The following is a 22,628-nucleotide window of genomic DNA, read 5'->3' on the forward strand; positions in this document are numbered from 1 at the left end:
ACTAAAGCGGCCCCGTTTTCGAGGGTGAAGAGATCGCCTCCAGGGAATTCCACCGGGGTTTCCTTCCTTCAGTCGGCTACATTGAAGGTTTGTTGTAATACCGGTCAGCTATCCTTCCACAGGGGTTTACGCTTTTCCAGAAATGCACTGATCCCTTCTGCGGCGTCATCAAAGGTTCCGTTTAGAGAAATTATCTCCCGGGCATACCCGTAAGCTGAATACTCCGGAAGGTCTATCTGATCGTAGAAGGCCTTCTTTCCCAGTGCAATTGTGGCCCTGCTGTACTGGGCGATCTCGTGAGCCAGCTTCAGGGTTTCTTCTTCAAGGTTTTCAGGGGCCACCACCCTGTTTACGAGCCCCCATTCCAGGGCTTCTTCGGCGCTTATGAAGCGACCCGTAAGTAGCATCTCCATGGCCCGACGCCTGCCCACCACCCTTACCAGAGGAACCATAGGCGTTGTGCAGAAAAGTCCGATCTTTACGCCCGGCGTGGCAAAGCGAGCCCCCCTTTCGGCAACGGCGAGATCACAGGCCGCAACAAGCTGGCATCCTGCCGCAGTGGCAATCCCGTGAACCTGGGCAATGACGGGCTGAGGTATCCTGTGAATTCCGTACATCATTTCAGAGCATATTCCGAAAATTTCTCGAAACCGGTGTACCCGATCGCCGCCTCCGGTTAGCTCCGTTAAGTCATGACCGGCACAGAAAGCGGGCCCCCTGCCTCTTATAATCAGCACCCGTACCGACGGGTCCTCCTTCAGGGCTTCTAAAATGGCAATAATTCGCTTCATTACTTCCAGCGAAAGGGCATTCCGTTTTTCGGGCCTGTTCAGGGTTATGTAGCCGATAGGGCCGTCCTTCTCCAGCACCACGGGATCCTTTTCACCCATTTGCAGCCTCCTTACGAAAACCTTCGTTACTCTGCCGGTAGGCTTCGTCCAGCCAGTAAAGAAGGGCAGATCTCAACTCCTCTATCTGCTCGGAGTCCGAAAGCTTTCGATCCAGATGGTCTCTTATGTAAAAAACGTCCGCCACCCGGCTTCCACGGGTGGTTATCTTTGCAACGTATATGCGGATGTCCAGATCGGCAAGGGTTTTAGTTATCAGGTACAGTAATCCCGTTCTATCGGCGGTGTGAACTTCCAGAATAGTGTAGTGGGCAGAAGATTCGTTGTCGATGATCACCCTGGTGTCGCCCGGTCTGTGATTTACTGCCGCAGGCCTGGTCAGTGCCGCATGCTTTGCGAGCCTGAAGTCAAGAGAAAACCTGTGCTCCATCAGGCGTTTCAGATCCGCTCTGAAGCTTTCCCAGTCCGGCCTTGTGGCGGCTTTTGTGGGGGAACAGTTGAATATGAGTATGGCCGTACCGTTGTTCTTTACGAAGACCTGGGCGGCCGATATGTCAATGGAGTGAAGGGTAAGAAGTCCGGCGGTCTTGAAGAGAAGCCAGGGTGCGGTTTCACTCAGAAGGGTAACCGTCCAGGTTTTGTCCTGAGCCGTCACGTCGAGAACAAAGGGTTCGGGGGAGTGGAGCAGCTCCCATTCCATTCTGAGATGTCGGGCTATTGTTGCCGGCTCCATGGAAAGAAGGTATCTCGGTCCGACGTCTTCGAGCCTCGCCACAACCTGAGATTCGTCCATCAGATCGGAAACTTCACGCTGCACTATCTGCTTGATCTGTTCGATTCTTTCGGCGATCAACCCCGGGCGGGGTTCGCCTTTTTCAAGAATCTGCGAAAGCCTTTCGTGGAGAAAGATCATGGGGCTCTGATGCCACTTCCTGAAGGCTTTTTCTCCCGTGGCCTTGAGATCGGCAAAGGTCAAAACGAGTAGATTGTCAAGTCGAATCGTATCGCCCACAAGAAGGCTACAGTGAGCAAGCATTTCCTCGTCGCCTATATCCCGCATGGAAGCGCTGTCCATTATGAGAGTGTGCTGGCCCACGAGGAACTGAACCATATCGCTTTCTTCCGGGAGCATCCCGAGGCGACGGGCTATGGCCGGAATCATCTCCCCGCCTCTTAAAGCATGGTCGCGTCCTGCACTTTTACCTATGTCGTGAAGAAGGGCTGCCAGATACAGCCAGCGGGGGTCGTTAATTCTGCGGGCTATGGACGAAAGTTCCGGCTCATCGGAACGATAGGCTTCGCCGAGAACCTTCTTCACTTCCTGGAGTGTTCTCAGAGCATGCTCGTGAAAGGGATATTCGTGAAATCCGTCGCACTGCATAAGCCCCAGAATGCCCTTCCACTCGGGAATCAGGTCTCCCAAAAAGCCCATGTCGTGAAAAAGCCGAAAGACGGGCAGGACAGGGGAGTCGCTGTGGACCAGTTCGAGAAGCTCGTCCAGGACCCTGCGGTTTCCCGAACAGGTTTCGAGGATGTGCCGTGAGCCTCTGAGCAAATCAAGAGTCTTTCCTCCCACCAGAGCCCCGTTTTTTGCGGCGTGGAGAAATATTCTAACGAAGAGCTCGGGCGATAGCTCTACACCCTGATCGTCTATCTCCACCCGCCCGTCCCGCAGGAAGACGCCGGGTTCCAGCTCGACGGATTCATAGGAGACGGGAATTTTTGCTTTTTTCTCAAACAGAAGCCTTAAGGTCTGCGAGGTTTCAAAGAAATATCTGTGGAGTTCCTGCATGAAAACCTCGGCGGCAGAAAAAGCTCCCCGATTGGAATAACCCAGTTGCTCGGCAACCCGCCGCTGAACCGGAAAGCCCATCACCCTTTCAGACCGGTTTTCCAGGGACATCAGGACATTTAAAACTCTTGTAAGAAATCGTTCGGCCTTAAGAAGATTTTCGCCTTCCCGATGATTCAGGAATCCGTCTCTGACGGCCTCGTCTATCTTCCTGAACCCCGAAAGCCTTAAAACGGTTCTTATGGTCGTGATGCTCCTGATTCCACCGGGGAAGGCAAAAAGGTCGGGTTCCATCCAGGCTCCCGGCCTGTCCACAAGCTCCATTCCGGCAGTCCATTCCTTTCTGAGCTGCCCCTCAATCTCTTCTCCTCTTCCCTTCAAAAGGTCCTCCAGGGCAGCGTCCAGGTCTTCAAAGATCTTTCTGTTTCCCGATATGTAGCGTGAAGTGATCAGATTTTGCAAAAACCCGATGTTTTTCTCGGCTTCGGCGATGATGTCCTGAACGGTACCGGCGGTGTAATCGACCTTCCAGCCGGCTTCGATCAAAGGGTCGATTATTTCCCTGAGCCATTCTTCCTGGAGCCGGCATTCCGGGGTTTTCAGGAATATGAGGGTAATGGGCTGGTGGGGGCCGATGAAGCTTTTGCCCAGATCGCCTGTTGCTACAAGGGCGCCGTTTGCTCTGAAGGCTTCGGCATCAAGGTCGAGCACGTTTATAAGGCGGTTGTAAAGCGAAATTAGCGAGATCTCCACCAGCGTGGTATGCCCTGTGATGCTCTCTTCGCCGAAATTGTCGGCATATTTCTGTCTCTGGGTCTTGAGCGAATCCACAAGGTGTTCGTAAAGGACCATTTTAAAGTTCCTCCGGATCGACAAGCGATTATCTGACACCCTAGCGATTCACCATTGACCATAGCCCAACCGTTTAAAGCTGTCGAGTTTTTCGTTTCCCCCGAAGAAACTTAATAGAGCAGGCCGCCCTTTTAACGGGTTGTGCTCTGACCCCCCGAAAAGCTGTTTTTGGCTGTTAGATCAAAGAATTTATTTGGGCCGGTATCAAAGGCTACAGGAGGCTATAGGCACCTCGTATAATCCGCCCTTTCCCCCGTGTTCTTCTTGGGAGCTTGATCTTTTGCGGGCTTTTAATTGCCTCTGCGGGTAGCTCTACCGGAACGCTGTATCCCATAAGCTTAAGGAGCACGGTTACCCTTTGTCCTCCCTTTTTGAATCCCCAGAAGATGGCAGAGAGTCCCTCGAATACACCGCATTTGATTTCCACCGTGTCTCCCGCCCGGGGAATCGACAGCCCTCCCTGTTGTTTCACCTGATGGACAAATCTTCTGATCTTTGCAATTGTCCAATCATCTAAAGGATTTCCTCCGTCGTCGTATCCGAGCAATCTTATAACACCCTTCACTTCTCTTGCGATTGCCGGGCAGATGCGAACGGTCGGGCGAATGAAAATATAGCGGGGGAAAAGAGGTTGCTCCTTTGGGGGAATGCCCTCGGGTACTTTTGGATAGTATACGTCGAAACCTTTATCTATTAGCTCTGCAATGGCCTGCTTTTCAAACCTTGCCAGAGTGTGAACAACGTACCACATGGAATATTCTCCACCTGTACATGCACCTGTCACGAAGCAAAAAACCTTACTTTATCCTTTGCTGCCGAAATGCTTCGTGATAATGAGACGAATACTATACAAAATAGTGAAATGAAGAACAACGGGCTTTACGAGCCTTAACTGATAATATAATAGCATCGGCTCGAAGTGGTGCTTACATAGGGGGAGCACGTTGTAGCCTCTGCTCCGGCTCCTCCGCAGGTTAGAAGCGGATGCTGTGGTACGCCAGGGGGAAATCTCCCGGAGGGTCAGATATCCCCTCGGGATTGAAGTGTAGCCAATAAAGTCCGGTCCTCGTGGTTGCCTCTGAGACCGGGATAAGAACCCGGGCGTTACCACAAAAAGGAGTGGTATTTCCGAACCGGGATTGGATTGAAGATGTGATCAACGGTGAAAATGATACCTGAGCGTATGCGAAGGACGCGGGATTTCTGGCCGGTCCTGGAAAGGCACGGGAAGCTTTGCTCTGACCTGACCATCGAGGAACTCCGTCAAGCTCGTTCCGGTCTAAGGGAGAAGCTGCTCGCTCTTACCCGAAATTTCAAGGTCCTCAGTCTCACCGAATGAAATGATAAAGCGGGTAAGGCTCTATGTCGAGGAAGGGGTTGTATCGTCTAAGTATTGTATTTGCAGAGGCCCTTCACATTGCCGCAGCGGTGCCCGGCGGTGCATCCTGGTTAGTTGGAATTTTAATCATCCGGTCAAACGCAGTACCCGGCTTTTGGTAAACTATATCAATGCCGGGCAGGGCCCCCGGACGATCGATATTCTGGCTCCTCCAGAGGTTTAGGGAGGTGAGGAGATTGTGTTCAATTTAGAAGAAGTTAAAAGGGCGAGCGGCCTCTCCGCAGGCGAGCTTACTAGGCTGGAGGAAGAAATCCGGCGGGAATTTGAAGGCGATGAGATGATGTTCGAGCTTCACCTAATCCGGGCTATCAGAGCCATTAAGGAAGGGTGGGTTACTTTGGAAGAGACACTCTCGAAAAGCGAAAGGGTCTGAATCCTCGTTGTTTCCATGCAAGGCTCGGGGAAAGGCTTTGCCATGGTTTCAAGGAGGGCCTCCGGCGGACGGTGGAGTGGTACCTGAGATCGTGATCACGGGAGAGTATTCGGACTACTATTAGAGGGTCTATGGAGCTTATTTTACAGGCCTTCGTGCGGGGCCAAAGGAGGTAAACCATGCGGGCACTGAAGGACTTGATCGATGAACTGCCGCCCGAACTCCAGCAGGAGGTGCGGGACTTCGTGGAGTTCCTGCTGGAGAAACGAGTTGCTAAGCCCAAAGCGAAGAAGGGTGAGTTAAAATTTGACTGGTGAGGAGCTCTGCGTGACCTCCGGGATAAATACACCTCTGTGGAGCTTCAGCACAAAGTACTTGAATGGTGGGGGGATTTATGTATTTGCTTGATACCAACAGTCTTTTAGAACTTCTCCTTGATCAGGATGAAGCCGGTGAGGTCGAGAAGCTTTTGCGATCCATTCCCGGGGGGAAGCTTCACATATCAGGATTGGGTGGAAATGGTGATCAGGCGAGAGTATTTGGAATACTATAAAAGAGTCTATGGCTCTGGGTAGAACCTAAGGTGAGACGAAGGTGGACACTATGAGAACGTATCGCTTTTCGGTGGTGATTGAGCGGGATAAGGATGGCTATTTCGCCTTCTGTCCCGAGTTACAAGGGTGTTACACCCAAGGGGACACCTACGAGGAGGTCCTTGAGAACATTAAAGATGCCATACGGCTACACGTGTTGGATCGCTTAGAGAGCGGGGAAGAGATCCCGCAGGTTGATTCGATCAGCCTCACCTCCTTGGAAGTGGCGGTATGAGCAAGAAGCTTCCCCGCGTGACGGTCGAGGAGGTGATCAGGGTTTTGGAGCGCGTGGGTTTTTTCCTTAGCCGTCAGAGCGGAAGTCACAGGATTTACAAGAATCCAGATGGGAAACGGGTCACTGTGCCCTATCATGCGGGGAAGACCCTTCATCCTAAGGTCTTGAAAAGCATTCTGAAAGATGCAGGGCTTACGCTGGAACGGTTTAAGGAACTGCTTTGATGAAAAAATCCCGAAGGAGCTCCGTAGGGAGCCAAAGGCGAGTTTCGAGGGATATCAGACGCTCTCTGGAGCGGCTGGAACGAATCAGAGCGCTGCCAAAAGATGCGTTCCTTGCGGACCAGGACGCGCTTGATCTGGCATGCTATCGTTTGCTTATAGCCATAGAAGCTGCGATACATATATGCTTTCACATCTGCGCGCAGCGGTTACACCGGGTGCCCGAGGAATATGCCGAGTGCTTTGCGATTCTAGGCGAGGCTGGAATTGTGCCCCCGGAGTTGAACCGGAATCTTCAGCGGATGGTGCGCTTTCGCAACATGTTGGTACACCTGTATTGGGAGATAGATTACGATAGAATGTACGAGATCCTCCAGGGACATCCAGACGACTTACGCAAATTTGTCCGGGCGATCGGGGAATTGTTATGAAGGAGATGTGTGGTCGCGCAGGGATACAACTGCTATGCCCGTGATTACTTCAAAAAGGAAGTCGGTTGGGAGGAGGGCCTCCGGCGGACGGTGGAGTGGTACCTGAGATCGTGATCACGGGAGAGTATGTGGACTACTATCAGAGGGTCTAGGGAGCTTATTTTACAGGCCTTCCTGCGGGGCCAAAGGAGGTAAAGCATGCGGGCACTGAAGGACTTGATCGATGAACTGCCGCCCGAACTCCAGCAGGAGGTGCGGGACTTCGTGGAGTTCCTTCTGGAGAAACGGGCAAGGAGGCCCAGGAGGAAGCCGAAGTTCGATTGGGCAGGAGCCCTCAGGGATCTGCGCGATCGCTATACCTCCGTACAGCTCCAGCACAAGATTGCGGAGTGGAGGATCGGCGAGCAATGAAGTTACTGATCGATACCAATATCTTCCTGGAAGTGATATTAGAGCAAGAGAAGGTCAAGGAAGCTCAAGCTCTCCTGTCACAAGTCGAGAAACATAAGTTTTTCATCTCCGACTATTCCCTCCACTCAATAGGGCTTTTGCTTTTCCGCAGAAGGCAACATGAGGTATTCCGACGGTTCTTAAAAGACATGATCCTCGAGGCAGGGGTTACGGTCATCGCTCTCGCAGCCCAAGAAATGGAGGATATTATACAGGCTGCACAGCAGTTCGGCCTTGATTTCGATGACGCTTATCAATATGCGGTTGCAGCTGACTATAACCTCACCATCGTGAGCTTCGATAGCGACTTTGATCGGACAGAAAGAGGGCGCAAGACCCCGAAAGATTTACTGGAGGGATAGGGTGGCACGACTGGAGCTCAGAGCGGCCGCCTCTTGGCCCGAGACACCCTCTTTAACCTCGTGGGCCAGGCGGTGCCCAGTGAGAAGTGAGGCGTAAGAAGTGAGAAGTGAGGCGTGAGGAGTAAGAGGTGAGATGTGAGGAGTAAGGGGAGGGACGGGATCGGGGGTGTGAAGACGCATAGGGATTTGGATGTCTGGAAGGAGGGGATAGAACTTGTTGTAAAAGTTTATGAAATTGTTCAGAAATTTCCAAAGGAGGAGAGGTACGGTTTGGTGTAACAGATAAAAAGGTCTGCCATCTCGATACCGAGCAACATCGCTGAAGGAGCAGCTCGGAACTCAAAGAAAGAATTTTTGCAGTTCTTGTTTATTTCCCTTGGGTCAATTTCGGAATTGGAAACCCAGCTGATCATAGCTGATAGGCTAGGTTTTCTGCCCGGTAGGAGTATCTTTTCCTTGATCGAGAAAGAGCGATACAAGCTTTTAGGATTGATAAAATACCTGCGAGGTAATAAGAATGCCAAACAACGATAACATCTCACATCTCACCTCTCACATTTCACCTCTCACGTTTCACATCTCACGTCTCACGTCTCACGTTTCATCACAGGAAGCCATTTGGCCCGGAACACTCTACTTAACTTCATCCGGCAGGCGGTGCCCTTGCGCATGAAGATGGCGGCCTTTTGGGGATAGAGGAGGTGACATTATGCCGAAGCTCAACCTGGAGATACCTGAGGAGTTGGTCCAATCACTCAAGCTTCCTAGAGACGAAGTGCCAGCGAGGCTGAAGCAGGAGTTGGCTCTGCGGCTCTATGAGAAAGGCCTGCTCAGCTTTGGGAAAGCCCGCGAGCTCGCCGGGATGACCAAATGGGAGTTTTCCCGGCTCTTGGGAAAAGAGGGGATCCTTCGCCACTATGACCTTGAGGAATTCGAAAAAGACCTTAGGACCTTGAGGGAGCTGGGTTGATGGTAGTCTGTAACTCTTCGGTATTGATCGCCTTGAGCGCGATCGGCCAGTTAGATGTTTTGCAAAAGCGGTGTGAGGGCACGAAGCTGATGATCCCCAAGGCCGTCTGGAGAGAGGTGGTGGAGGAAGGGAAGGGAGAGCCCGGTGCGCAAGAGGTGGCGACCGCTGACTGGATTGAGGTGGAAGAGGTGAGAAATCGAGCGGTAGGGGAAGTGCTCCTTGCACAGCTGGACCATGGGGAGGCGGAGGTAATTGCCTTGGCCCAGGAGAAGGGAGCCGCCTTGGTCCTCCTCGATGAAAAAGAAGCGAGAGAGCTTGCTGAGCGGTTGGGCCTTAAGGTCCTGGGGACGGTGGGTTTACTCATATGGGCAAAACAAGCAGGGCTTATCAGGAGCGTCCATGAGCAGTTGGATGCCCTGCAGGAGAAAGCGGGATTCCGAATCAGTCCTGAACTTTACCAGCGAGTTTTGAAAGAAGCCGGTGAGCTAAATAAATGAATCAATGCATTAAAAGGATAGCCAACCTTGTCCGAACCTTCCTCGGCAAAGAGGGCCGGGGGGTCCTCAAGGCCCACATGGTGCGGGGGACCGTGGGAAGTCTTCGCTATCAAGCGCACGGTTGATCTTCCCGGTGCGCGGAAGGGGCTTCATCACGCTCGACTTACGGGCCGGGATCACGGGGCATTTGGGCTTGCGGGGTGGAGAGCTTTACACTGAGATCAGGGGGAGATGGGCAAGAGAGGTTTTCAGCCGTTGAAGGTGGCCGTTATCGGCACGGGCTACCTGGGGCTCACCACCGGCATAAGCCTCGCCTGTATCGAGCGACGGTTTATGTGTGGACATAGATCCCGCGAATATCGAATTGCTACAACGACGGAAAAGCCCGATCCATGAGCCAGGTATGTAGGTGCCCTTGCACCATGTTCAAAAGCCGATCTCCTGGATCCAGACTCCAGGTCTTAGGAGGCGAGAGGTGGGAGTGAAGACAACGGCTTATTTTAGGAACAGCGTGCTTGTGCGCCGCCCTTATCTCAAGATGGAATGGGTTGAACAGGCACTTCGCCATCCTGTACGTCGGGAGGTCCAAGAGAATGGCCGCGTTCGATATTGGGTGTATATTCAAGAGGCAGGGAAGTATCTCCCGGTGGTGACCGAGCCGGATGGCGAAACGGTGCATAACGCCTTTTTTCGACCGGGGGTTCAAGCCATGAAAGGAGGTGAAAGGATGCGTCTCAGTTATGATCCAGAGACCGATATGCTCTACATCGGTCTCCGGAGTGGGCCCAGCGTAGAATCGGAGGAAATTGCCCCGGGCTTTGTTTTGGACTTTGACACCGTGGGAAACGTGGTGGGTATAGAAATCGAGGAGGCTAGCCGGAGAGTGGAGCTTGGCCGGCTGGAACTATCGGCCCTACCCTTGCAGGATCTTCTGGTGACCCGCCCGGCCGTAGTTCAGGGCAAAAAGTGAGGGCCGGAATTCCAGGGAGCCTAGGAATCCCTGGCTCACGTTGGACATCGGGTCACTTGTGGACATAGATCCCGCGAAAATTGAGTCGCTGTAGCGTGGGAGGTGCCCGATCCACGAGCCGACCTTGTGGGCACTTCTTATGTTCGGGAGCCTAAGCTCATTTCTATCCCTTACCCGGCATGCGGTTTTACATGCCTTGGGGTGGAGCGATAATTTTGGGGGCGATAGAGATGAAATGGAAAGTGGTTTACCGCGCGGAGTTCTTCCGAGAAGGGGATCTTTACGTGGGTGTTGTACCTGAGCTCGATGTCTCTAGCTACGGGGAATCACTGGACGAGGCCCGAGCTTCTCTACAGGAAGCTGTGGAGGCTTTCCTGGAGGAGTGTGAGCGCATGGGCACCCTGGAGGAAGTGATGGAAGAGGCCGGGTTCGTGCGTCGGGGCGACACATGGCTTCCCCGTCAACCCGTGGCCGCGGAACTTCTGACCGTGGGCCAATGAGGAACGGAGGTGCGCCCCGAAAAGATAACACCGGTTGATTATAGAACCCTTGTGAAGATCTTCGAACACGAAGGCTTTAGAGTGGTGCGGCGGAAGGGAGACCACTTGATCATGACGAAACCCGGTATGAAGAGGCCGGTGGTGATAAAGACAAGCCCCCGTGAGGTACCGGTAACCCATATCCTAACTAACCTCCGCACAGCCGGGATTTCGCGTGAAAGGTATCTTGACCTACTAAATCGGCTGGGATGAAACCTCATTCCTGCTGGGCAAAGCGGGCTCAGTGGTCGTAGGATCTACATGTGCCCAGAGGACCGTGGAAAGGTTTCGCCATCAAGCGCATGGGCGGTCTTCTCGATGCCCGGGAAATGACCTTTGGGCCGGGGCCTCGGGGCATTTGGGCTTGCGGGGTGGAGAAGTTCAGCCTGGGATCAGGGCAAGAAGATGGGCAGGGGAGGTTTCAACCGTTGAAGGTGGCCGTTATCGGCACGGGGTATGTGGGGTTAGCCGCGGGCGGTTCTCGAGTCTACTTGTGGCATAATATAGCAATTAACATACAGAGGGTTATGAAAGGAATCGAAGAGGGCTTTCTTAGCAGTCGGTTGGGCAGGGCGGTTGCCAGGGCGATCGGGAAACCTGGGAGTTTGCGCTTCCGCCTGGCCCGGGACACGGTGGGCGTGATGGTCTTAAAGGCCATCTCAATGGGCCTCGGCTTCCTCATCAGCGTGGTGCTAGCGCGAATGCTTGGGGCAGCAGGTTACGGAGTCTATGCTTATGTGTGGTCAGTGGTCACGTTTTTGAGTATCCCAGCAACCTTTGGCCTTCCTCAGCTGCTTGTCCGCAATATCGCTGCGTACCAGGTGAAGGAAAGGTGGGGTCACATAAGGGGCTTGCTGCACTTTGCTGATCAGACAGTGCTGGTTGCTTCTCTCACGTTGACAGCACTCTTGGGCTTGGGTATGTGGTTTTTGTCGGACCGCATCGATGTTCAGACAAAGGACACCTTCCTTATAGCTCTACCTCTTTTAGTGCTTATGGCTCTACTTCAGATAAGGCAAATGTCCTTGCAGGGACTTAGCCGCGTTGTTCAAGGTCAGATGCTAGCTTTGTTTGTGCGACCAACACTTTTCATCCTCTTGATAGCAAGTGCTTACCTCCTTTTCGCTGAAAGGATAACTCCCTCCTTGGCAATGGGAATGCAAGTTGTTGCTTTCGCGATAGCCTTTTTGACCGGGGCACTATTGCTTAAAAAGCACCTTCCCAAGCCCGTTGAAGAGTCTTCTCCAGCGTTTGAAATAAGACCTTGGGTGAAGAGCGCACTGCCTTTACTGGGAATTGGCGTTCTGGGAGTAGTCACCCACCATACAGACATCCTCATGCTAGGGGGTATTAAGGGAGCCGAAGCAGTCGGCATTTACAAAGTTGGGTTTCAACTTGCACTGCTCATTTCTTTTGGTCTCCTTTCTGTAGGTACGGTGATCAGTCCCACAATTTCTGCTTTATACACCACCGAAGACAGAAGGGACCGATTGCAACGTGTGATTACCCGAGCTGTTTATTTATCCGTCTTCTCAGGTTTGCCCTTGGCGCTCATCTTTCTAATAGCAGGAAAACAAGTTTTAGTTATTATATTTGGTCAGGAATTTGCACTTGGGGCTGCAACTCTTGCTATACTAAGCTTGGGACAGCTTTTCAGTGTAATCGTGGGACCTACAGATATAATTTTGATTATGACGGGATATGAAAATTACGTAACAAAAGGGTTAAGTATTACAGCAGGTACCAATGTAATTTTGAACGCATTATTTATTCCTCTTTGGGGGATAAAAGGCGCGGCTATTGCTACCACTATTAGTATTGTGCTTTTAAACACCTTACTAGCGGTATGGGTTTATAGGAAGACAGGGATCAATCCGACAATTTTTGGAGGGAGTTTGTTGAAAGAGAGGAGGGAAAAGAGATGAAAGTCGCTTTCTTTTTCCCTGCATCAAGATGGTGGTTAGGTTACGGAACATCGCTTCCCGAAACACAAGGTATTCCCGCCGCCAGGACCAAGGAAGCACTAGAACGAAAAGGCATTGAAGTTTTACATCTTGATCTATGGGAACGAGAGCAAGATTTCGATCTGTTGCACATATTTGGCGCAGGATATGAAATTGAGAAATTTATAAAAATGGCAAAATGGAGAGGCATCCCTGTCGTCGTAACAGCTAACGATTTTTCGGCTAAACCTTTATGGAAGTGGTATCTTGCCCGCACCATCGACCCTCTCATTCCAATCTCTACTATGTATCGTATGCGACAAACGATTTATGATATCGTTGACAGAATTATTTGTTCTTCAAGAAGTGAGGCACTGCAACTTTCCAAGCGCTTCCGTATTAACACATCGAAAGTGCGAATAGTGCCCCACGGAGTTGATAAAGAGCTTTTTGCTAATGCCAATCCTGAGCTTTTTATCAAACATTTCGGCATAAGTGACTTTGTCCTTCAGGTCGCGCGCATTAATCGTGCAAAGGGACAAGTACGCCTTATACACGCTTTAGAAGGAACGGGGCTTGATGTGGTTTTTATAGGGTCTTTGGTTCCAGTAGGTGAAACGGTGAATCCGGAAGAGCAACAAGAGTTTTTACGGTTGGTCAAGAAGCTTCCCTGGGTTCATTATGTTGGGGAACTCAAAAATGATGATCCTCTTCTTGCATCAGCCTATGCAGCAGCCAAGGTTCATGTGCTTCCTAGTCAATGGGAAATTCTAGGCATGGTAACACTAGAAGCTTGTGCAGCAGGGACTGCAGCGATATCTGGTCGATATCCTCCTATTTACGAGTACTTGGGAGATCGTATCCTTTATTGTGACCCTATGGATATTAATTCTATCCGAAAGAGTGTTCTTAAAGCCTATGAGGAAGGACCAAAGCCAGGAGTGAGAGAATACGTGTTAAGTAACTTCTCTTGGGACCATATAGCAAATCTTCTTATTGACATTTATCAGGAGGTTTTACATGAGAAACAAAGCTGATGTCCTAAACAGGGCTGGGCGAATTCTAAGGAGCTTGGGTATACGTCCTTCGAAGCTCCCAGGCGGCAGGTATTTCTTTAGAGTACTTAGTGCGCTTGTGGGAGATCTGACCATTAAAGTAGAGGGATTATACTTAACTGGTTCGTTTTGGCATCGTCGTGAACTTTGGAAAATGCAAGAGGGCTACTATGAAAAGTTTACAATGCAACTCTTTAAAAAAACACTTGCTCCGGGGATGGTTGTATGTGACATCGGTGCTCACATAGGTTTTTATTCATTAATAGCTGCTCGGAAAGTTGGTTCACGAGGGCGGGTGTATGCGTTTGAGCCAGATCCTCGTACTTTTCCATATTTAGTGCGTAATATTAAGCAGAATGGCTTTTCTGAACTTATTGTGCCGGTTAAAAAGGCTGTATCAAATCAGGAGGGAGTTTTAAGGCTCCACTTAGATGAAGTTACCGGTGGAGACACAAGCTTGTTTCACCGTGACACTTCAGGACGTACTATAGAAGTCCAAAGTATCAAGCTAGATGATTTTTTGCCAAATCAAGTAAAGGTTGATGTTATAAAAATGGATATAGAAGGAGGAGAAACGGTTGCCTTAGAGGGGATGGAAAATGTACTCAAGAGAAGTAGCGATGTAAAAATGTTTGTAGAATGTAATCCTGATATGCTTCACAAGGCAGGATCAAGCGTCGAAGATTTGCTCCTAAAGTTACATTCACTAGGTTTTGAAGTTAAGGTAATAAATGATGAGCTCGAAAGATTGGAAATGGTCGAGTCTTCGGAGATTTACGCTATGGCAAAGAATGCAAAAGGTCCTACTTGGTCTGTAAATCTGTACTGCTCAAAGATTCAGGGGGATTAAATGGGGCGCCCTAAGATAGCCGTTATACACAGTGGAACGAAGTGGATAGGAGGGGCTGAAGCGGTTGCTGTTTGGACTTTAGAAGCGCTTAAACGTGATTATGAAGTTACCGTAGTTTCAACAAGTGAATTGCCCGTTAAACAAATCAATCAGTATTATGGTACATCTCTAGATCCGGGTGAGTTTCGCTCCATTGTAGTTCCTCTGCCATTCGGGCTTCACAAAACATCGGCGTTTTGGTATCTGAGGCGACTTATGTTGATGTCCCGTTTCCAAAAAAGAGTCAATGAATATGATCTATGTATTAGCACTTACTACGAAATGGATTTCGGGCGAAGAGGGATTCAGTATGTCCATTCTCCCGCAGTTGCGGCTGGGATAGTTAGCGGTTTAAATGATTTTTTAGATGAACCTCAACGATCGCTTCTTAAGAAGGCTTATAGGAAGCTGGCGGCAAATATCTTCCATTTTTCCGTTGACAAAATAAGACAAAATGTTACCTTAGTAAACTCAAAGTGGACAGGACAACTCATCAAACGGGCTTATGGTGTTGAACCGATTGTAGTTTACCCACCAGTGTCAATGGAGTATCCTCGGATTCCTTGGGAGGAAAGAGAAGACGGATTTGTATGTATCGGACGGATAGCACCCTCAAAGCGAATCGATATGATTATTCGAATACTGAAGCGTGTGAGGGAATTGGGGTGGAATATACATCTCCATGTTGTTGGCGAAAGATGGGATATCAATTATGCAAAGAAGATAGAAAAAATGGCAAAAGAAAATGCGTCGTGGGTGTTTCTCGAAGGGCGACTTGAGAGAGAACGCCTTGCAAACCTCGTAGCAAGTCATAAATATGGTATCCACGGAATGAAAAATGAGCACTTTGGCATCGCGGTAGCTGAGATGGTGAAAGCTGGTAACATTGTCTTTGTGCCAAATGATGGAGGACAGGTAGAGATCGTAGATAGTGAACTACTTACCTACCAAATAGAAGAAGAGGCCATAAAAAAAATCATGCATATTTTAGACAACAAAAGAGTTCAAGCGTCACTCCGTAAACACTTAGGAAAAAGAGCAGGGATGTTTTCCGCAACTTACTATATAAAAGAAATAAAAAAAATTGTGAAACAAGTGCTATGAAAAGATTGAAATTTATCTGGATCTTTTTTCCAAGACTAACTCTCATGATCTTGGTTTTGTTACTCAAGATTGCTCTTGATCTCAGTTACGTATATATTGTTGCCCCTCACTTTTCTTGGACAGCAACACGTTACATATTTTTACCTAATAAGGTAAAAATAGTGGAATCTTGGATCTTCACCTTAGCACTTGCTTTACTTCTCCCATACAAAATCAAGAAGCCTTCTGATTTTTTAATCTGGCTTTTCTTTCTCACACCTATATTACCTATATTTTCTTTATATGGTCTTATGGATATAGCTGGTAACCGTGACTTTACTTATATGGTAGCTACATCTTTTGTTCTTGTAATTATGACAACAAAAATATTGCCACGAGTCAAAATTCGTGCCGTGCTCAAAGGACCTACTATTGCTTTAGTTATTTCAATTATAGGAGTAGTACTGGCCTTAACGTGGTTTATAAACCAAGGTGGATTAAAACATTTCCGCTGGTATCTTACCTTTGATTTCAGTGGTATGGCGGAAATTAGAAGATTAGTAACAACGAGGCTTTTTAAGGAGACTGGATTATTGGGAGGAATGTTCAATTATATTCGTCTTTGGGCATACAATGTTTTTACTATAGCATTAGCAATGTGGGCTCTCTTGTATAGGAAACATATATTATTTCTTGCTTTAATCGGGTTAGAAATTGTATTCTCAAGTTTAAGTGCAAGCCGAACGCCTATGTTTACTGTCCCCTTGGTGCTAGGAACGTATTATGTAATAAAGCGCAATCGGTTAATTCTAATGGTGCTAGGTTTTTTAATGCTGGTCGCGGCGAGCGCATTTCTAATGCTCGCTACCGATTTCTCTTTGCCTGCTTCTCTGATTCTTGAACGCTTCTTTTTTACCCCAGCTCGAATACACTATGCTTACTTTGAATTCTTTTCAGGACAGAAGCCTTTGCTCTTCTCAAGCACACATCTGCCAATACCAATAAATTATCCATTTCCTGATACCCCTGAGCGTATGGTTGGTAGATATATATTGCATTCGAACACTGTTGCTTCGGTAGGGTTTTTAGCAACTGCATATATGCATCTCAAGCTCCCGGGATTAATAATATTTGGAATTATTGTGGGAGGATTATTAAGATTGACGGATAGCTTGATTTTAGGGCGTCTCCCTAAAGAATTCGGAGTGGCGATGGCAGCTTTGCCTTTTTATGCTTTATTTACTGCTTCAGACCTCACAACTGCTTTAACAAGTTTTGGGATATTGCCCACTATGCTTCTTCTATGGCTATTTGGATCTCGGAGAGTTCAAAAGGAGGCATTGTGATAAGAATCGGTGGGGCACTTGACAAAAAGAACCTTTCGGGAAAAGATATGTTGAAAGCCTTTAGCAAACAAACCCTCGGTCGTTTGTGTATCTATCGCCTCACCGAGAAGCCGATTTTCATATTTGCCAACCGGCGAGGCGGCTCAACTTTGGTGATGGAAATGATTTACTCACAGCCAGGAGTTGACTATATTGCCCAACCGCTGGACTTATGGCAGTTGCATCCTCATTTTAACCGATTGCCTCATCCTTTGCGGAGTAAGTTCATTGCTTTAAAAGAAGAAGAGGAAGAACGCCTTGCCAAGTATTTTACAGACCTTTTAGCTGGACGCATCAGACTTCGTAACCAATGGAGAATTTTCGACCGTAACTTCAGTTTCCTTGTAAATAGGCTTGTGGTTAAAGTTTGTAATGCACACGCTTTGATAGATTGGTTCAATGAGCATTTCGACATCCATTGTCTCTACTTGATCAGACATCCTATAGCAACAGCCCTAAGCATTATTAATCGCGGCTGAGGAAATGATGCAGAAGCTTACCTGAGAAATGAAGAGTTCTGCCGGGAGTATTTGAAACCTGATCAGGTGGCGTTTGGCTGGCATATTTTAAAACACGGTACCCAACTTCAGCGGTATGTGCTGGAGTGGTGTCTTGAGAACCTTGTGCCTCTGCACCTTTTTCAGCAACGTCCTTGGTTGACAGTGACCTATGAGGAGCTCGTTGTACGTCCGAAAGAGATTTCCGAACTGATTTGCAGCCGTTTTGATTTGCCCAATCCAGACAAGATGTGGAGGGTTGTAACTAAACCTTCACGAACAACCACGCGGCAGTCAAGACACCTAATTCACAAAGAAGGACCTAGAGCTTTGATTGACAAGTGGATACGGAAGGTAAGCAAAAACGAAATGGCTCGAGTGCAGGAAGTTCTCGACATTTTTGGCATTTGGGTCTATGAGGCTTCATGTCCCTATCCGGACTCCAAGGTGTGCCATTTTGGACCTTTGGAAGGGTGAAGCCGATGGATATTTTGGTGCTTTCCCCAACCCTCCCTTGGCCCCTAAACATGGGAAGTAAGATTCGGATCTACTATGTCCTGCGGGAGCTGGCCCGGGCCGAACACGAAGTGACACTCCTAAGCCTGGCACATGAGCCCTATGGGGAGACCGATCTGAAAGCTCTTGAGCCCTATTGTGCTGAACTGCACGTCGTCCCGGTTGAGCACAGAACCCGCTTGCGGGCCGCTTTGCGGGCGTTCTTCTCCACCAAACCTTACAGGGTGGCCAAGTTCGAGAGCCCGGGGTTCAGGCGGCGCGTGGCAGAAACCCTTAGGGGAAAAAGATGGGATGTGGTCTGGGTCCACTTTTTGGAGACACTGGCCTATCTCCCCTTAGAAGAGCTAAAAGAAAAGGGCTTCATCCTAGTCCTTGACCAGCACAACGCCGACGAGCGCTTCTGGGCCACCTATGCCCGAGAAGGCCCTCCTTGGGTCCGGCTCTTCGCCCTCCAGAATTTGTGGAAGCTCCGCCAGTTCCAAGATGAAGTTCTGCGATGGGTCGATGTGGTGTTGAGCGTCTCCAGAGAGGATGCGGAATTCACCCGCTTGAGGCTCCCGAATCTTTCCACGGAAGTCTGGGTGGTGCCCAACGGCGTGGACACCGGGAGCCTTCGGCCGTCGAGGGAGGAGCCGCGGGCCAACCGGGTGATCTTCTGCGGGGCGATGGACGCGCTGATGAACGAGGACGCGGTAGAGTGGTTCGCCCGGCGGATCTTTCCAAAGGTGCGAGAAGCCGTTCCCGACGCGGAGTTCTGGATCGTGGGGCGAGATCCTACGCCCAAGGTGCGGGCGCTGGAGGCGCTCCCGGGGGTGAGGGTGACCGGGCGGGTGGAGGACGTGCGGCCCTACTATGCAAAGGCGAAGGTGGCCGTGGCCCCGTTCCGCTACGGCGGGGGGACGAAGTTGAAAGTGTTGGAAGCTATGGCCTTAGGGGTCCCGGTGGTGGCTACCCCGGTGGGCTGCCAGGGGATCGAGGCCGTGCCGGGAAAGCACCTCTTCGTGGAAGAGGATGGAGAAAAATTTGCCCAGCGGGTGGTCACACTGCTTCAAGACGAGGAATTCCAGAAACACATGGCAACTCAAGCCCGTCAGCTTGTGGAGCAAAAATATAGCTGGCGGAGCATTATGGAAAGCGCGATTGTATGGCTAGAACAACTCGTGATAGCTTGATGGGAATGGATATAAAAGAAGCCCTGAACCTCCCTTGGTATTTGTGGAAGCGAAACAATTGGATGCTGGATCCTCGGATCTACTGGGGCCGCTTCAGGGATGTGGCCATTGACCGTCCCATCTTCCTGCTCGGAGTCCAGGGCGGCGGCCTGACGCTCCTCTCCCGGATGCTCCGGCGCCATCCCGAGGTGGTCTCCGTGACGGGGAACCATCGGTACTGGTCGGGGGCCGACGAGATGCACACGGTCTTCGGGCCGATCTTGCCGCCGGAACTTACCGGCACCCGCTACAAGGTCCCGGCAGCCGAGCACCCCCTCTACAATCCCCCGCGTAGCTGGACCTACGCCTGCGAAGAGCTTCTGCCCTACTATCGCAAGACGGCGAAGGACGCAACGCCCGAAATCAAGAGAGGGCTGGAGCGGGTGGTCCGCTATTGCTTGAGGCGTTACGCCCCCGGTCGTAGAGCCAGGTTCATCGACAAAAGCCAAGTCTACACGGTGCGCGTCTCCCTCATCCGGGAGCTTCTGAAGGAATACAACCCCAGGTTTGTGCTGGTGGTCAACAACCCCTACGCGGCCTGCTACCGGGCGGCGCTGGGGAAGGCCCAGGACATGGAGCGGCTGAAGGGGAAGCTTTCTTTTCAGGAGCGCTTGGAAATCTGTGCCCAGCACTGGGCTAACTCTATTCACTGTGCCCTGGAGGATAAAGCAGATGATATGCTGATAGTGCGCTTTGAGGACCTCCTGAGAGAGCCCGAAGGTACCCTCCGCAGGATCTGCGAGCACGTGGAGCTTGAGTTTCGTAAAGATATGCTCCCGGCCCCTCACCATAAGGTTCCTTTTGGTTCAAGATTCCAGGATAGGTGGTACCCATTAAATTCCAGGCGGGCGTTACATTACATGGAAAAAGCTACAGGGAAGCAAATTCAAAGCATCGAAAAATATTGCGGAACAATTGCACTAAGATTTCACTATAGTAACCCTAATAAAGGGGAGGACAAACTGTGAAAAAAGCATTGGTTCTAGGAGCCGGTGGTTTTATAGGCCATCACATGGTTAGGAGATTGAAAAAAGAGGGTTTCTGGGTGAGAGGTGTTGATTTAAAGTATCCTGAATTTTGCGATGTTGAAGCGGATGACTTTGTGCTTGGAGATTTAAGAGATTCATATCTGTGCAAGCAGGTCGTGGATCAAAAATTTGACGAAGTTTATCAGTTCGCTGCGGATATGGGCGGCGCCGGATATGTTTTTACCGGGGAAAATGATGCAAACATTATGCATAACTCTGCTCTCATAAACCTTAATGTTCTGGAAGCATGTTATCGTCGCAATGTAAAAAGAATTTTTTATTCTTCTTCGGCATGCATTTATCCTAAATACAACCAAGAGGATCCCGAGAATCCTCTTTGCGCTGAAGACAGTGCCTATCCAGCCTTGCCCGATAGTGAGTATGGATGGGAAAAGCTTTTTAGTGAACGGCTCTATCTGGCCTTCCACAGAAATTATGGGATGGAGGTCAGGATTGCCCGTTATCATAATATTTTCGGGCCTGAGGGATCCTGGAATGATGGGCGAGAGAAAGCGCCTGCTGCACTGTGCCGAAAGGTGGCGGTGGCTAAGTTGAAGGGTCTGGATTCCATAGAAGTTTGGGGAGATGGAAAGCAGACAAGGAGTTTCTTGTATGTTGATGAATGCCTAGAAGGCACATTGCGTCTAATGCGTTCTGACTGGACTGGCCCTGTAAATATTGGCTCTGAGGAGATGGTAACTATTGATCAGCTTGCGCATATGATTATGGATATCGCGGGCGTTCGTTTGAAAATCCTGCACATTCCCGGACCTGTAGGAGTCAAAGGCAGGAATTCTGATAACAGGCTGATTTACAAAAAGCTGGGGTGGAAACCTTCAATGCCTTTAAGATATGGGCTCGAGATAACCTACAGATGGGTTGAGGAACAGGTTAAAATTGCTCTGGACAAGGGGCTATTGTGACGATTCTCATGACAATAGCATGCCGGTGAAGGATGACAGGTTGTTAGACTCGGTGTTTTCTGATGACAAGAGGTTTTCATGGGTGTTCGTTTAATGGTCTTGAATCAGTATTATGCCCCTGATTTGGCTTCTACGGGCCAGATTGCAGCCGAGCTTTGCGAGGAGATGGCGAGGAATGGGTTTGAAATACTTGTTGTCACGGCGCAGCCAAGCTATACCTCATCTTCACCCCAGGCTCCCAGCTTTGAATTCCGTAATGGGGTACATATACACCGCGTTCCACTGCTAGGTCCCCGAGGGCGCGAGAAACTTCATATTAGGTTATCGGGATATCTGCAATTTTTACTTAAGGGGTTTTTTCTTGCTCGGCGTTTAGCTGATGAAATGCACCCCGAATACGTTGTTACCTTCCATAACCCCCCGTTGGTTCCTGTGCTTGGTGCATATCTGGCTCGAAAGCAAGGGTGTCGCTTTGTTTATATTCTCTATGATATTCATCCCGATATTTTGCTTGCTACAGGATGGAAACTCCCCAGGATTTTAGTCAAACTATGGGAAAAGCAAAACCAATGTATTTTTGGACAGGCCGATGCAATTGTAGTATTGGGAGAGGGAATGAAGCAGACTCTTCTCCAAAAGGGCGTTCCCTCTTCTAAAATAAAGATCATTCCGTTATGGGGACGGCCTGAATTGTCACCGGTGGGGGCGGATTCGCTTATCCGCCATGAATTAGAGATAGGTGATCAAGAACTGGTTCTTCTTTACGCTGGCAACATGGGGGTTATGCATCCCTTAGAGCCGCTGATAAATGCTGCAAAGCTTCTACGGAATTTGCCCGTCCGTTTTGTTTTCCTTGGTGATGGTGTCAAACGTGAGCAGTTGAGGACTCGGGTTAGGCAGGAGAACCTGCATAATGTCATCTTTCTACCCTTTCAGCCGGAAAATCGTTTTGTCCGCCTTGTTGCCATGGCCGATGCTTGTTTCGTCGTGTTAGAACCTGGATTGGAGAACCTGGCTTTCCCTTCAAGAACTTTTACCTTCTTGTCTGCGGGTAAACCTATTATTGCCTTCATGTCTCCAAAGGCTGAAGTAGCTAAAATAGTTGAAAGGGACGGGTGTGGCTGGAACGTAACAAATACAGAGCAGTTAGTTGACTTGGTACGGAGGATGTTTGAAGACCGAAACGAGATTGGGGTTAAAAGCCAGAAAGCTCGAAGGGTCTATGAAGAAAGATTTTCTCGAAGCAAGATTATAGGATCATACATTGAGCTTTTTTCTTGAAAGCATCCAAGATTTGTTCGAGCCATCAAGAGATGAATAACATGATTTTTCAGATCAACGCAATTAAGGTGCTTCCGGTTCAAATGAGCATGCCCTTCATGTTTACAGCCTTCCGAAGTTTCATAGCGACTCCTTTGATCGGCTACTGATCGCTCAGGCCAGGCTGGAAGAGCTGTCGGTTTTGTCAAGCGACCCACAATTTTCGCGATATCCAGTAGATGTCATTTGGTGAGTCGATGAGGACTATTCGGAGCAATCCCGATTTTCGACTTTTGTGGGGTAGCC

General features: G+C 49.6%; 29 protein-coding genes. 26 read left to right on the plus strand and 3 right to left on the minus strand.

The window, feature by feature from the left end:
- Positions 1-104: 104 nt before the first annotated feature.
- The 3 genes from BM091_RS07580 to nusG form a co-directional block, all read right to left on the minus strand.
- A complete protein-coding gene (locus BM091_RS07580; RefSeq protein WP_093394719.1) occupies positions 105-890 on the minus strand; it encodes an enoyl-CoA hydratase in 786 nt (261 codons plus the stop codon).
- On the minus strand, positions 883-3,492 hold the full coding sequence (locus tag BM091_RS07585) for a [protein-PII] uridylyltransferase family protein (RefSeq protein WP_093394721.1): 2,610 nt from the start codon (positions 3,490-3,492) through the stop codon (positions 883-885). Before BM091_RS07585 ends, BM091_RS07580 begins: the two co-directional genes overlap by 8 nt.
- A 211-nt stretch (positions 3,493-3,703) precedes the next feature.
- Positions 3,704-4,243: a transcription termination/antitermination protein NusG gene (gene nusG, locus BM091_RS07590; protein ID WP_093394722.1), complete on the minus strand. Its 540-nt coding sequence runs from the start codon at positions 4,241-4,243 to the stop codon at positions 3,704-3,706.
- Between the two features lie 826 nt (positions 4,244-5,069).
- Here nusG and BM091_RS07595 point away from each other — a divergent pair.
- The 26 genes from BM091_RS07595 (at position 5,070) to BM091_RS07710 (ending at position 22,343) form a co-directional block, all read left to right on the plus strand.
- On the plus strand, positions 5,070-5,264 hold the full coding sequence (locus BM091_RS07595) for a hypothetical protein (protein WP_093394724.1): 195 nt from the start codon (positions 5,070-5,072) through the stop codon (positions 5,262-5,264).
- A 179-nt stretch (positions 5,265-5,443) separates the two neighbouring features.
- The gene (locus tag BM091_RS14095) at positions 5,444-5,581 is read left to right on the plus strand and encodes a DUF2281 domain-containing protein (RefSeq protein WP_218148836.1); all 138 of its coding nucleotides are present in this window, start codon (positions 5,444-5,446) and stop codon (positions 5,579-5,581) included.
- A 77-nt stretch (positions 5,582-5,658) separates the two neighbouring features.
- A complete protein-coding gene (locus BM091_RS13910) occupies positions 5,659-5,817 on the plus strand; it encodes a hypothetical protein (RefSeq protein WP_177193565.1) in 159 nt (52 codons plus the stop codon).
- A 50-nt stretch (positions 5,818-5,867) separates the two neighbouring features.
- Entirely contained in the window at positions 5,868-6,092 is a 225-nt protein-coding gene (locus BM091_RS07605; RefSeq protein WP_093394725.1) for a type II toxin-antitoxin system HicB family antitoxin, read from the plus strand.
- The gene (locus BM091_RS07610) at positions 6,089-6,316 is read left to right on the plus strand and encodes a type II toxin-antitoxin system HicA family toxin (protein WP_093394727.1); all 228 of its coding nucleotides are present in this window, start codon (positions 6,089-6,091) and stop codon (positions 6,314-6,316) included. The genes BM091_RS07605 and BM091_RS07610 overlap by 4 nt, the downstream gene beginning before the upstream one ends.
- Positions 6,316-6,744, plus strand: a complete 429-nt coding sequence (hepT, locus tag BM091_RS14540; RefSeq protein ID WP_093394728.1) for a type VII toxin-antitoxin system HepT family RNase toxin — start codon at positions 6,316-6,318, stop codon at positions 6,742-6,744. The genes BM091_RS07610 and hepT overlap by 1 nt, the downstream gene beginning before the upstream one ends.
- 198 nt (positions 6,745-6,942) lie before the next feature.
- Complete coding sequence (locus tag BM091_RS07620) at positions 6,943-7,155, plus strand: DUF2281 domain-containing protein (protein WP_093394730.1); 213 nt, start codon at positions 6,943-6,945, stop codon at positions 7,153-7,155.
- Positions 7,152-7,556, plus strand: coding sequence for a type II toxin-antitoxin system VapC family toxin (locus BM091_RS07625; protein ID WP_093394731.1), 405 nt, complete (start codon positions 7,152-7,154; stop codon positions 7,554-7,556). The genes BM091_RS07620 and BM091_RS07625 overlap by 4 nt, the downstream gene beginning before the upstream one ends.
- Positions 7,557-7,691: 135 nt before the next feature.
- Positions 7,692-7,835 carry a four helix bundle protein gene (locus BM091_RS14545; RefSeq protein WP_218148837.1) on the plus strand — a complete coding sequence of 48 codons (144 nt, stop codon included), beginning with the start codon at positions 7,692-7,694 and terminating at the stop codon, positions 7,833-7,835.
- A gap of 3 nt (positions 7,836-7,838) precedes the next feature.
- Positions 7,839-8,090 carry a four helix bundle protein gene (locus tag BM091_RS07630; RefSeq protein ID WP_218148847.1) on the plus strand — a complete coding sequence of 84 codons (252 nt, stop codon included), beginning with the start codon at positions 7,839-7,841 and terminating at the stop codon, positions 8,088-8,090.
- A 175-nt stretch (positions 8,091-8,265) separates the two neighbouring features.
- Positions 8,266-8,526, plus strand: a complete 261-nt coding sequence (locus tag BM091_RS07635; RefSeq protein ID WP_093394733.1) for a UPF0175 family protein — start codon at positions 8,266-8,268, stop codon at positions 8,524-8,526.
- Positions 8,526-9,023, plus strand: a complete 498-nt coding sequence (locus BM091_RS07640; RefSeq protein ID WP_093394734.1) for a PIN domain-containing protein — start codon at positions 8,526-8,528, stop codon at positions 9,021-9,023. The genes BM091_RS07635 and BM091_RS07640 overlap by 1 nt, the downstream gene beginning before the upstream one ends.
- A 231-nt stretch (positions 9,024-9,254) precedes the next feature.
- The gene (locus tag BM091_RS13915; protein WP_177193572.1) at positions 9,255-9,419 is read left to right on the plus strand and encodes a hypothetical protein; all 165 of its coding nucleotides are present in this window, start codon (positions 9,255-9,257) and stop codon (positions 9,417-9,419) included.
- A 79-nt stretch (positions 9,420-9,498) separates the two neighbouring features.
- On the plus strand, positions 9,499-9,993 hold the full coding sequence (locus BM091_RS14550; protein ID WP_245735306.1) for a DUF2283 domain-containing protein: 495 nt from the start codon (positions 9,499-9,501) through the stop codon (positions 9,991-9,993).
- Between the two features lie 191 nt (positions 9,994-10,184).
- The gene (locus BM091_RS07655) at positions 10,185-10,493 is read left to right on the plus strand and encodes a type II toxin-antitoxin system HicB family antitoxin (protein WP_218148838.1); all 309 of its coding nucleotides are present in this window, start codon (positions 10,185-10,187) and stop codon (positions 10,491-10,493) included.
- 51 nt (positions 10,494-10,544) lie between these two features.
- Positions 10,545-10,745, plus strand: a complete 201-nt coding sequence (locus BM091_RS14490; RefSeq protein WP_342745460.1) for a type II toxin-antitoxin system HicA family toxin — start codon at positions 10,545-10,547, stop codon at positions 10,743-10,745.
- A 221-nt stretch (positions 10,746-10,966) separates the two neighbouring features.
- Positions 10,967-12,457 (plus strand): flippase, encoded by a 1,491-nt coding sequence (locus BM091_RS07665; protein ID WP_245735316.1) that lies wholly within the window; start codon positions 10,967-10,969, stop codon positions 12,455-12,457.
- Complete coding sequence (locus BM091_RS07670; RefSeq protein WP_093394740.1) at positions 12,454-13,512, plus strand: glycosyltransferase family 4 protein; 1,059 nt, start codon at positions 12,454-12,456, stop codon at positions 13,510-13,512. Before BM091_RS07665 ends, BM091_RS07670 begins: the two co-directional genes overlap by 4 nt.
- Positions 13,496-14,380, plus strand: a complete 885-nt coding sequence (locus BM091_RS07675) for an FkbM family methyltransferase (RefSeq protein WP_093394742.1) — start codon at positions 13,496-13,498, stop codon at positions 14,378-14,380. The genes BM091_RS07670 and BM091_RS07675 overlap by 17 nt, the downstream gene beginning before the upstream one ends.
- Positions 14,381-15,523 carry a glycosyltransferase family 4 protein gene (locus BM091_RS07680; RefSeq protein WP_093394743.1) on the plus strand — a complete coding sequence of 381 codons (1,143 nt, stop codon included), beginning with the start codon at positions 14,381-14,383 and terminating at the stop codon, positions 15,521-15,523.
- Positions 15,520-16,848 carry a hypothetical protein gene (locus tag BM091_RS07685; RefSeq protein ID WP_093394745.1) on the plus strand — a complete coding sequence of 443 codons (1,329 nt, stop codon included), beginning with the start codon at positions 15,520-15,522 and terminating at the stop codon, positions 16,846-16,848. The genes BM091_RS07680 and BM091_RS07685 overlap by 4 nt, the downstream gene beginning before the upstream one ends.
- Complete coding sequence (locus BM091_RS07690; protein ID WP_093394747.1) at positions 16,845-17,366, plus strand: hypothetical protein; 522 nt, start codon at positions 16,845-16,847, stop codon at positions 17,364-17,366. Before BM091_RS07685 ends, BM091_RS07690 begins: the two co-directional genes overlap by 4 nt.
- 500 nt (positions 17,367-17,866) lie before the next feature.
- Positions 17,867-19,072, plus strand: a complete 1,206-nt coding sequence (locus BM091_RS07695; RefSeq protein ID WP_177193574.1) for a glycosyltransferase — start codon at positions 17,867-17,869, stop codon at positions 19,070-19,072.
- A gap of 62 nt (positions 19,073-19,134) precedes the next feature.
- A complete protein-coding gene (locus BM091_RS07700) occupies positions 19,135-20,079 on the plus strand; it encodes a sulfotransferase family protein (RefSeq protein WP_177193575.1) in 945 nt (314 codons plus the stop codon).
- A complete protein-coding gene (locus tag BM091_RS07705) occupies positions 20,076-21,062 on the plus strand; it encodes an NAD-dependent epimerase/dehydratase family protein (RefSeq protein ID WP_093394750.1) in 987 nt (328 codons plus the stop codon). The genes BM091_RS07700 and BM091_RS07705 overlap by 4 nt, the downstream gene beginning before the upstream one ends.
- 78 nt (positions 21,063-21,140) lie before the next feature.
- Entirely contained in the window at positions 21,141-22,343 is a 1,203-nt protein-coding gene (locus BM091_RS07710; protein WP_093394752.1) for a glycosyltransferase family 4 protein, read from the plus strand.
- Positions 22,344-22,628 lie beyond the last annotated feature (285 nt).

Origin of the sequence: Thermodesulforhabdus norvegica (assembly GCF_900114975.1) — a bacterium.
In the GTDB taxonomy this organism is placed as follows: Bacteria; Desulfobacterota; Syntrophobacteria; order Syntrophobacterales; family Thermodesulforhabdaceae; genus Thermodesulforhabdus; species Thermodesulforhabdus norvegica.

What these genes read in the sequence shown, in the direction of transcription:
- BM091_RS07580 (WP_093394719.1), bottom strand. Translation starts at nt 890, where the DNA reads ATGGGTGAAAAGGATCCCGTGGTGCTGGAGAAGGACGGCCCTATCGGC.
- BM091_RS07585 (WP_093394721.1), bottom strand. Translation starts at nt 3,492, where the DNA reads ATGGTCCTTTACGAACACCTTGTGGATTCGCTCAAGACCCAGAGACAG.
- nusG (WP_093394722.1), bottom strand. Translation starts at nt 4,243, where the DNA reads ATGTGGTACGTTGTTCACACTCTGGCAAGGTTTGAAAAGCAGGCCATT.
- BM091_RS14095 (WP_218148836.1), top strand. Translation starts at nt 5,444, where the DNA reads ATGCGGGCACTGAAGGACTTGATCGATGAACTGCCGCCCGAACTCCAG.
- BM091_RS13910 (WP_177193565.1), top strand. Translation starts at nt 5,659, where the DNA reads ATGTATTTGCTTGATACCAACAGTCTTTTAGAACTTCTCCTTGATCAG.
- BM091_RS07605 (WP_093394725.1), top strand. Translation starts at nt 5,868, where the DNA reads ATGAGAACGTATCGCTTTTCGGTGGTGATTGAGCGGGATAAGGATGGC.
- BM091_RS07610 (WP_093394727.1), top strand. Translation starts at nt 6,089, where the DNA reads ATGAGCAAGAAGCTTCCCCGCGTGACGGTCGAGGAGGTGATCAGGGTT.
- hepT (WP_093394728.1), top strand. Translation starts at nt 6,316, where the DNA reads ATGAAAAAATCCCGAAGGAGCTCCGTAGGGAGCCAAAGGCGAGTTTCG.
- BM091_RS07620 (WP_093394730.1), top strand. Translation starts at nt 6,943, where the DNA reads ATGCGGGCACTGAAGGACTTGATCGATGAACTGCCGCCCGAACTCCAG.
- BM091_RS07625 (WP_093394731.1), top strand. Translation starts at nt 7,152, where the DNA reads ATGAAGTTACTGATCGATACCAATATCTTCCTGGAAGTGATATTAGAG.
- BM091_RS07635 (WP_093394733.1), top strand. Translation starts at nt 8,266, where the DNA reads ATGCCGAAGCTCAACCTGGAGATACCTGAGGAGTTGGTCCAATCACTC.
- BM091_RS07640 (WP_093394734.1), top strand. Translation starts at nt 8,526, where the DNA reads ATGGTAGTCTGTAACTCTTCGGTATTGATCGCCTTGAGCGCGATCGGC.
- BM091_RS13915 (WP_177193572.1), top strand. Translation starts at nt 9,255, where the DNA reads ATGGGCAAGAGAGGTTTTCAGCCGTTGAAGGTGGCCGTTATCGGCACG.
- BM091_RS07655 (WP_218148838.1), top strand. Translation starts at nt 10,185, where the DNA reads ATGCCTTGGGGTGGAGCGATAATTTTGGGGGCGATAGAGATGAAATGG.
- BM091_RS07670 (WP_093394740.1), top strand. Translation starts at nt 12,454, where the DNA reads ATGAAAGTCGCTTTCTTTTTCCCTGCATCAAGATGGTGGTTAGGTTAC.
- BM091_RS07675 (WP_093394742.1), top strand. Translation starts at nt 13,496, where the DNA reads ATGAGAAACAAAGCTGATGTCCTAAACAGGGCTGGGCGAATTCTAAGG.
- BM091_RS07680 (WP_093394743.1), top strand. Translation starts at nt 14,381, where the DNA reads ATGGGGCGCCCTAAGATAGCCGTTATACACAGTGGAACGAAGTGGATA.
- BM091_RS07685 (WP_093394745.1), top strand. Translation starts at nt 15,520, where the DNA reads ATGAAAAGATTGAAATTTATCTGGATCTTTTTTCCAAGACTAACTCTC.
- BM091_RS07695 (WP_177193574.1), top strand. Translation starts at nt 17,867, where the DNA reads ATGGATATTTTGGTGCTTTCCCCAACCCTCCCTTGGCCCCTAAACATG.
- BM091_RS07700 (WP_177193575.1), top strand. Translation starts at nt 19,135, where the DNA reads ATGCTGGATCCTCGGATCTACTGGGGCCGCTTCAGGGATGTGGCCATT.
- BM091_RS07710 (WP_093394752.1), top strand. Translation starts at nt 21,141, where the DNA reads ATGGGTGTTCGTTTAATGGTCTTGAATCAGTATTATGCCCCTGATTTG.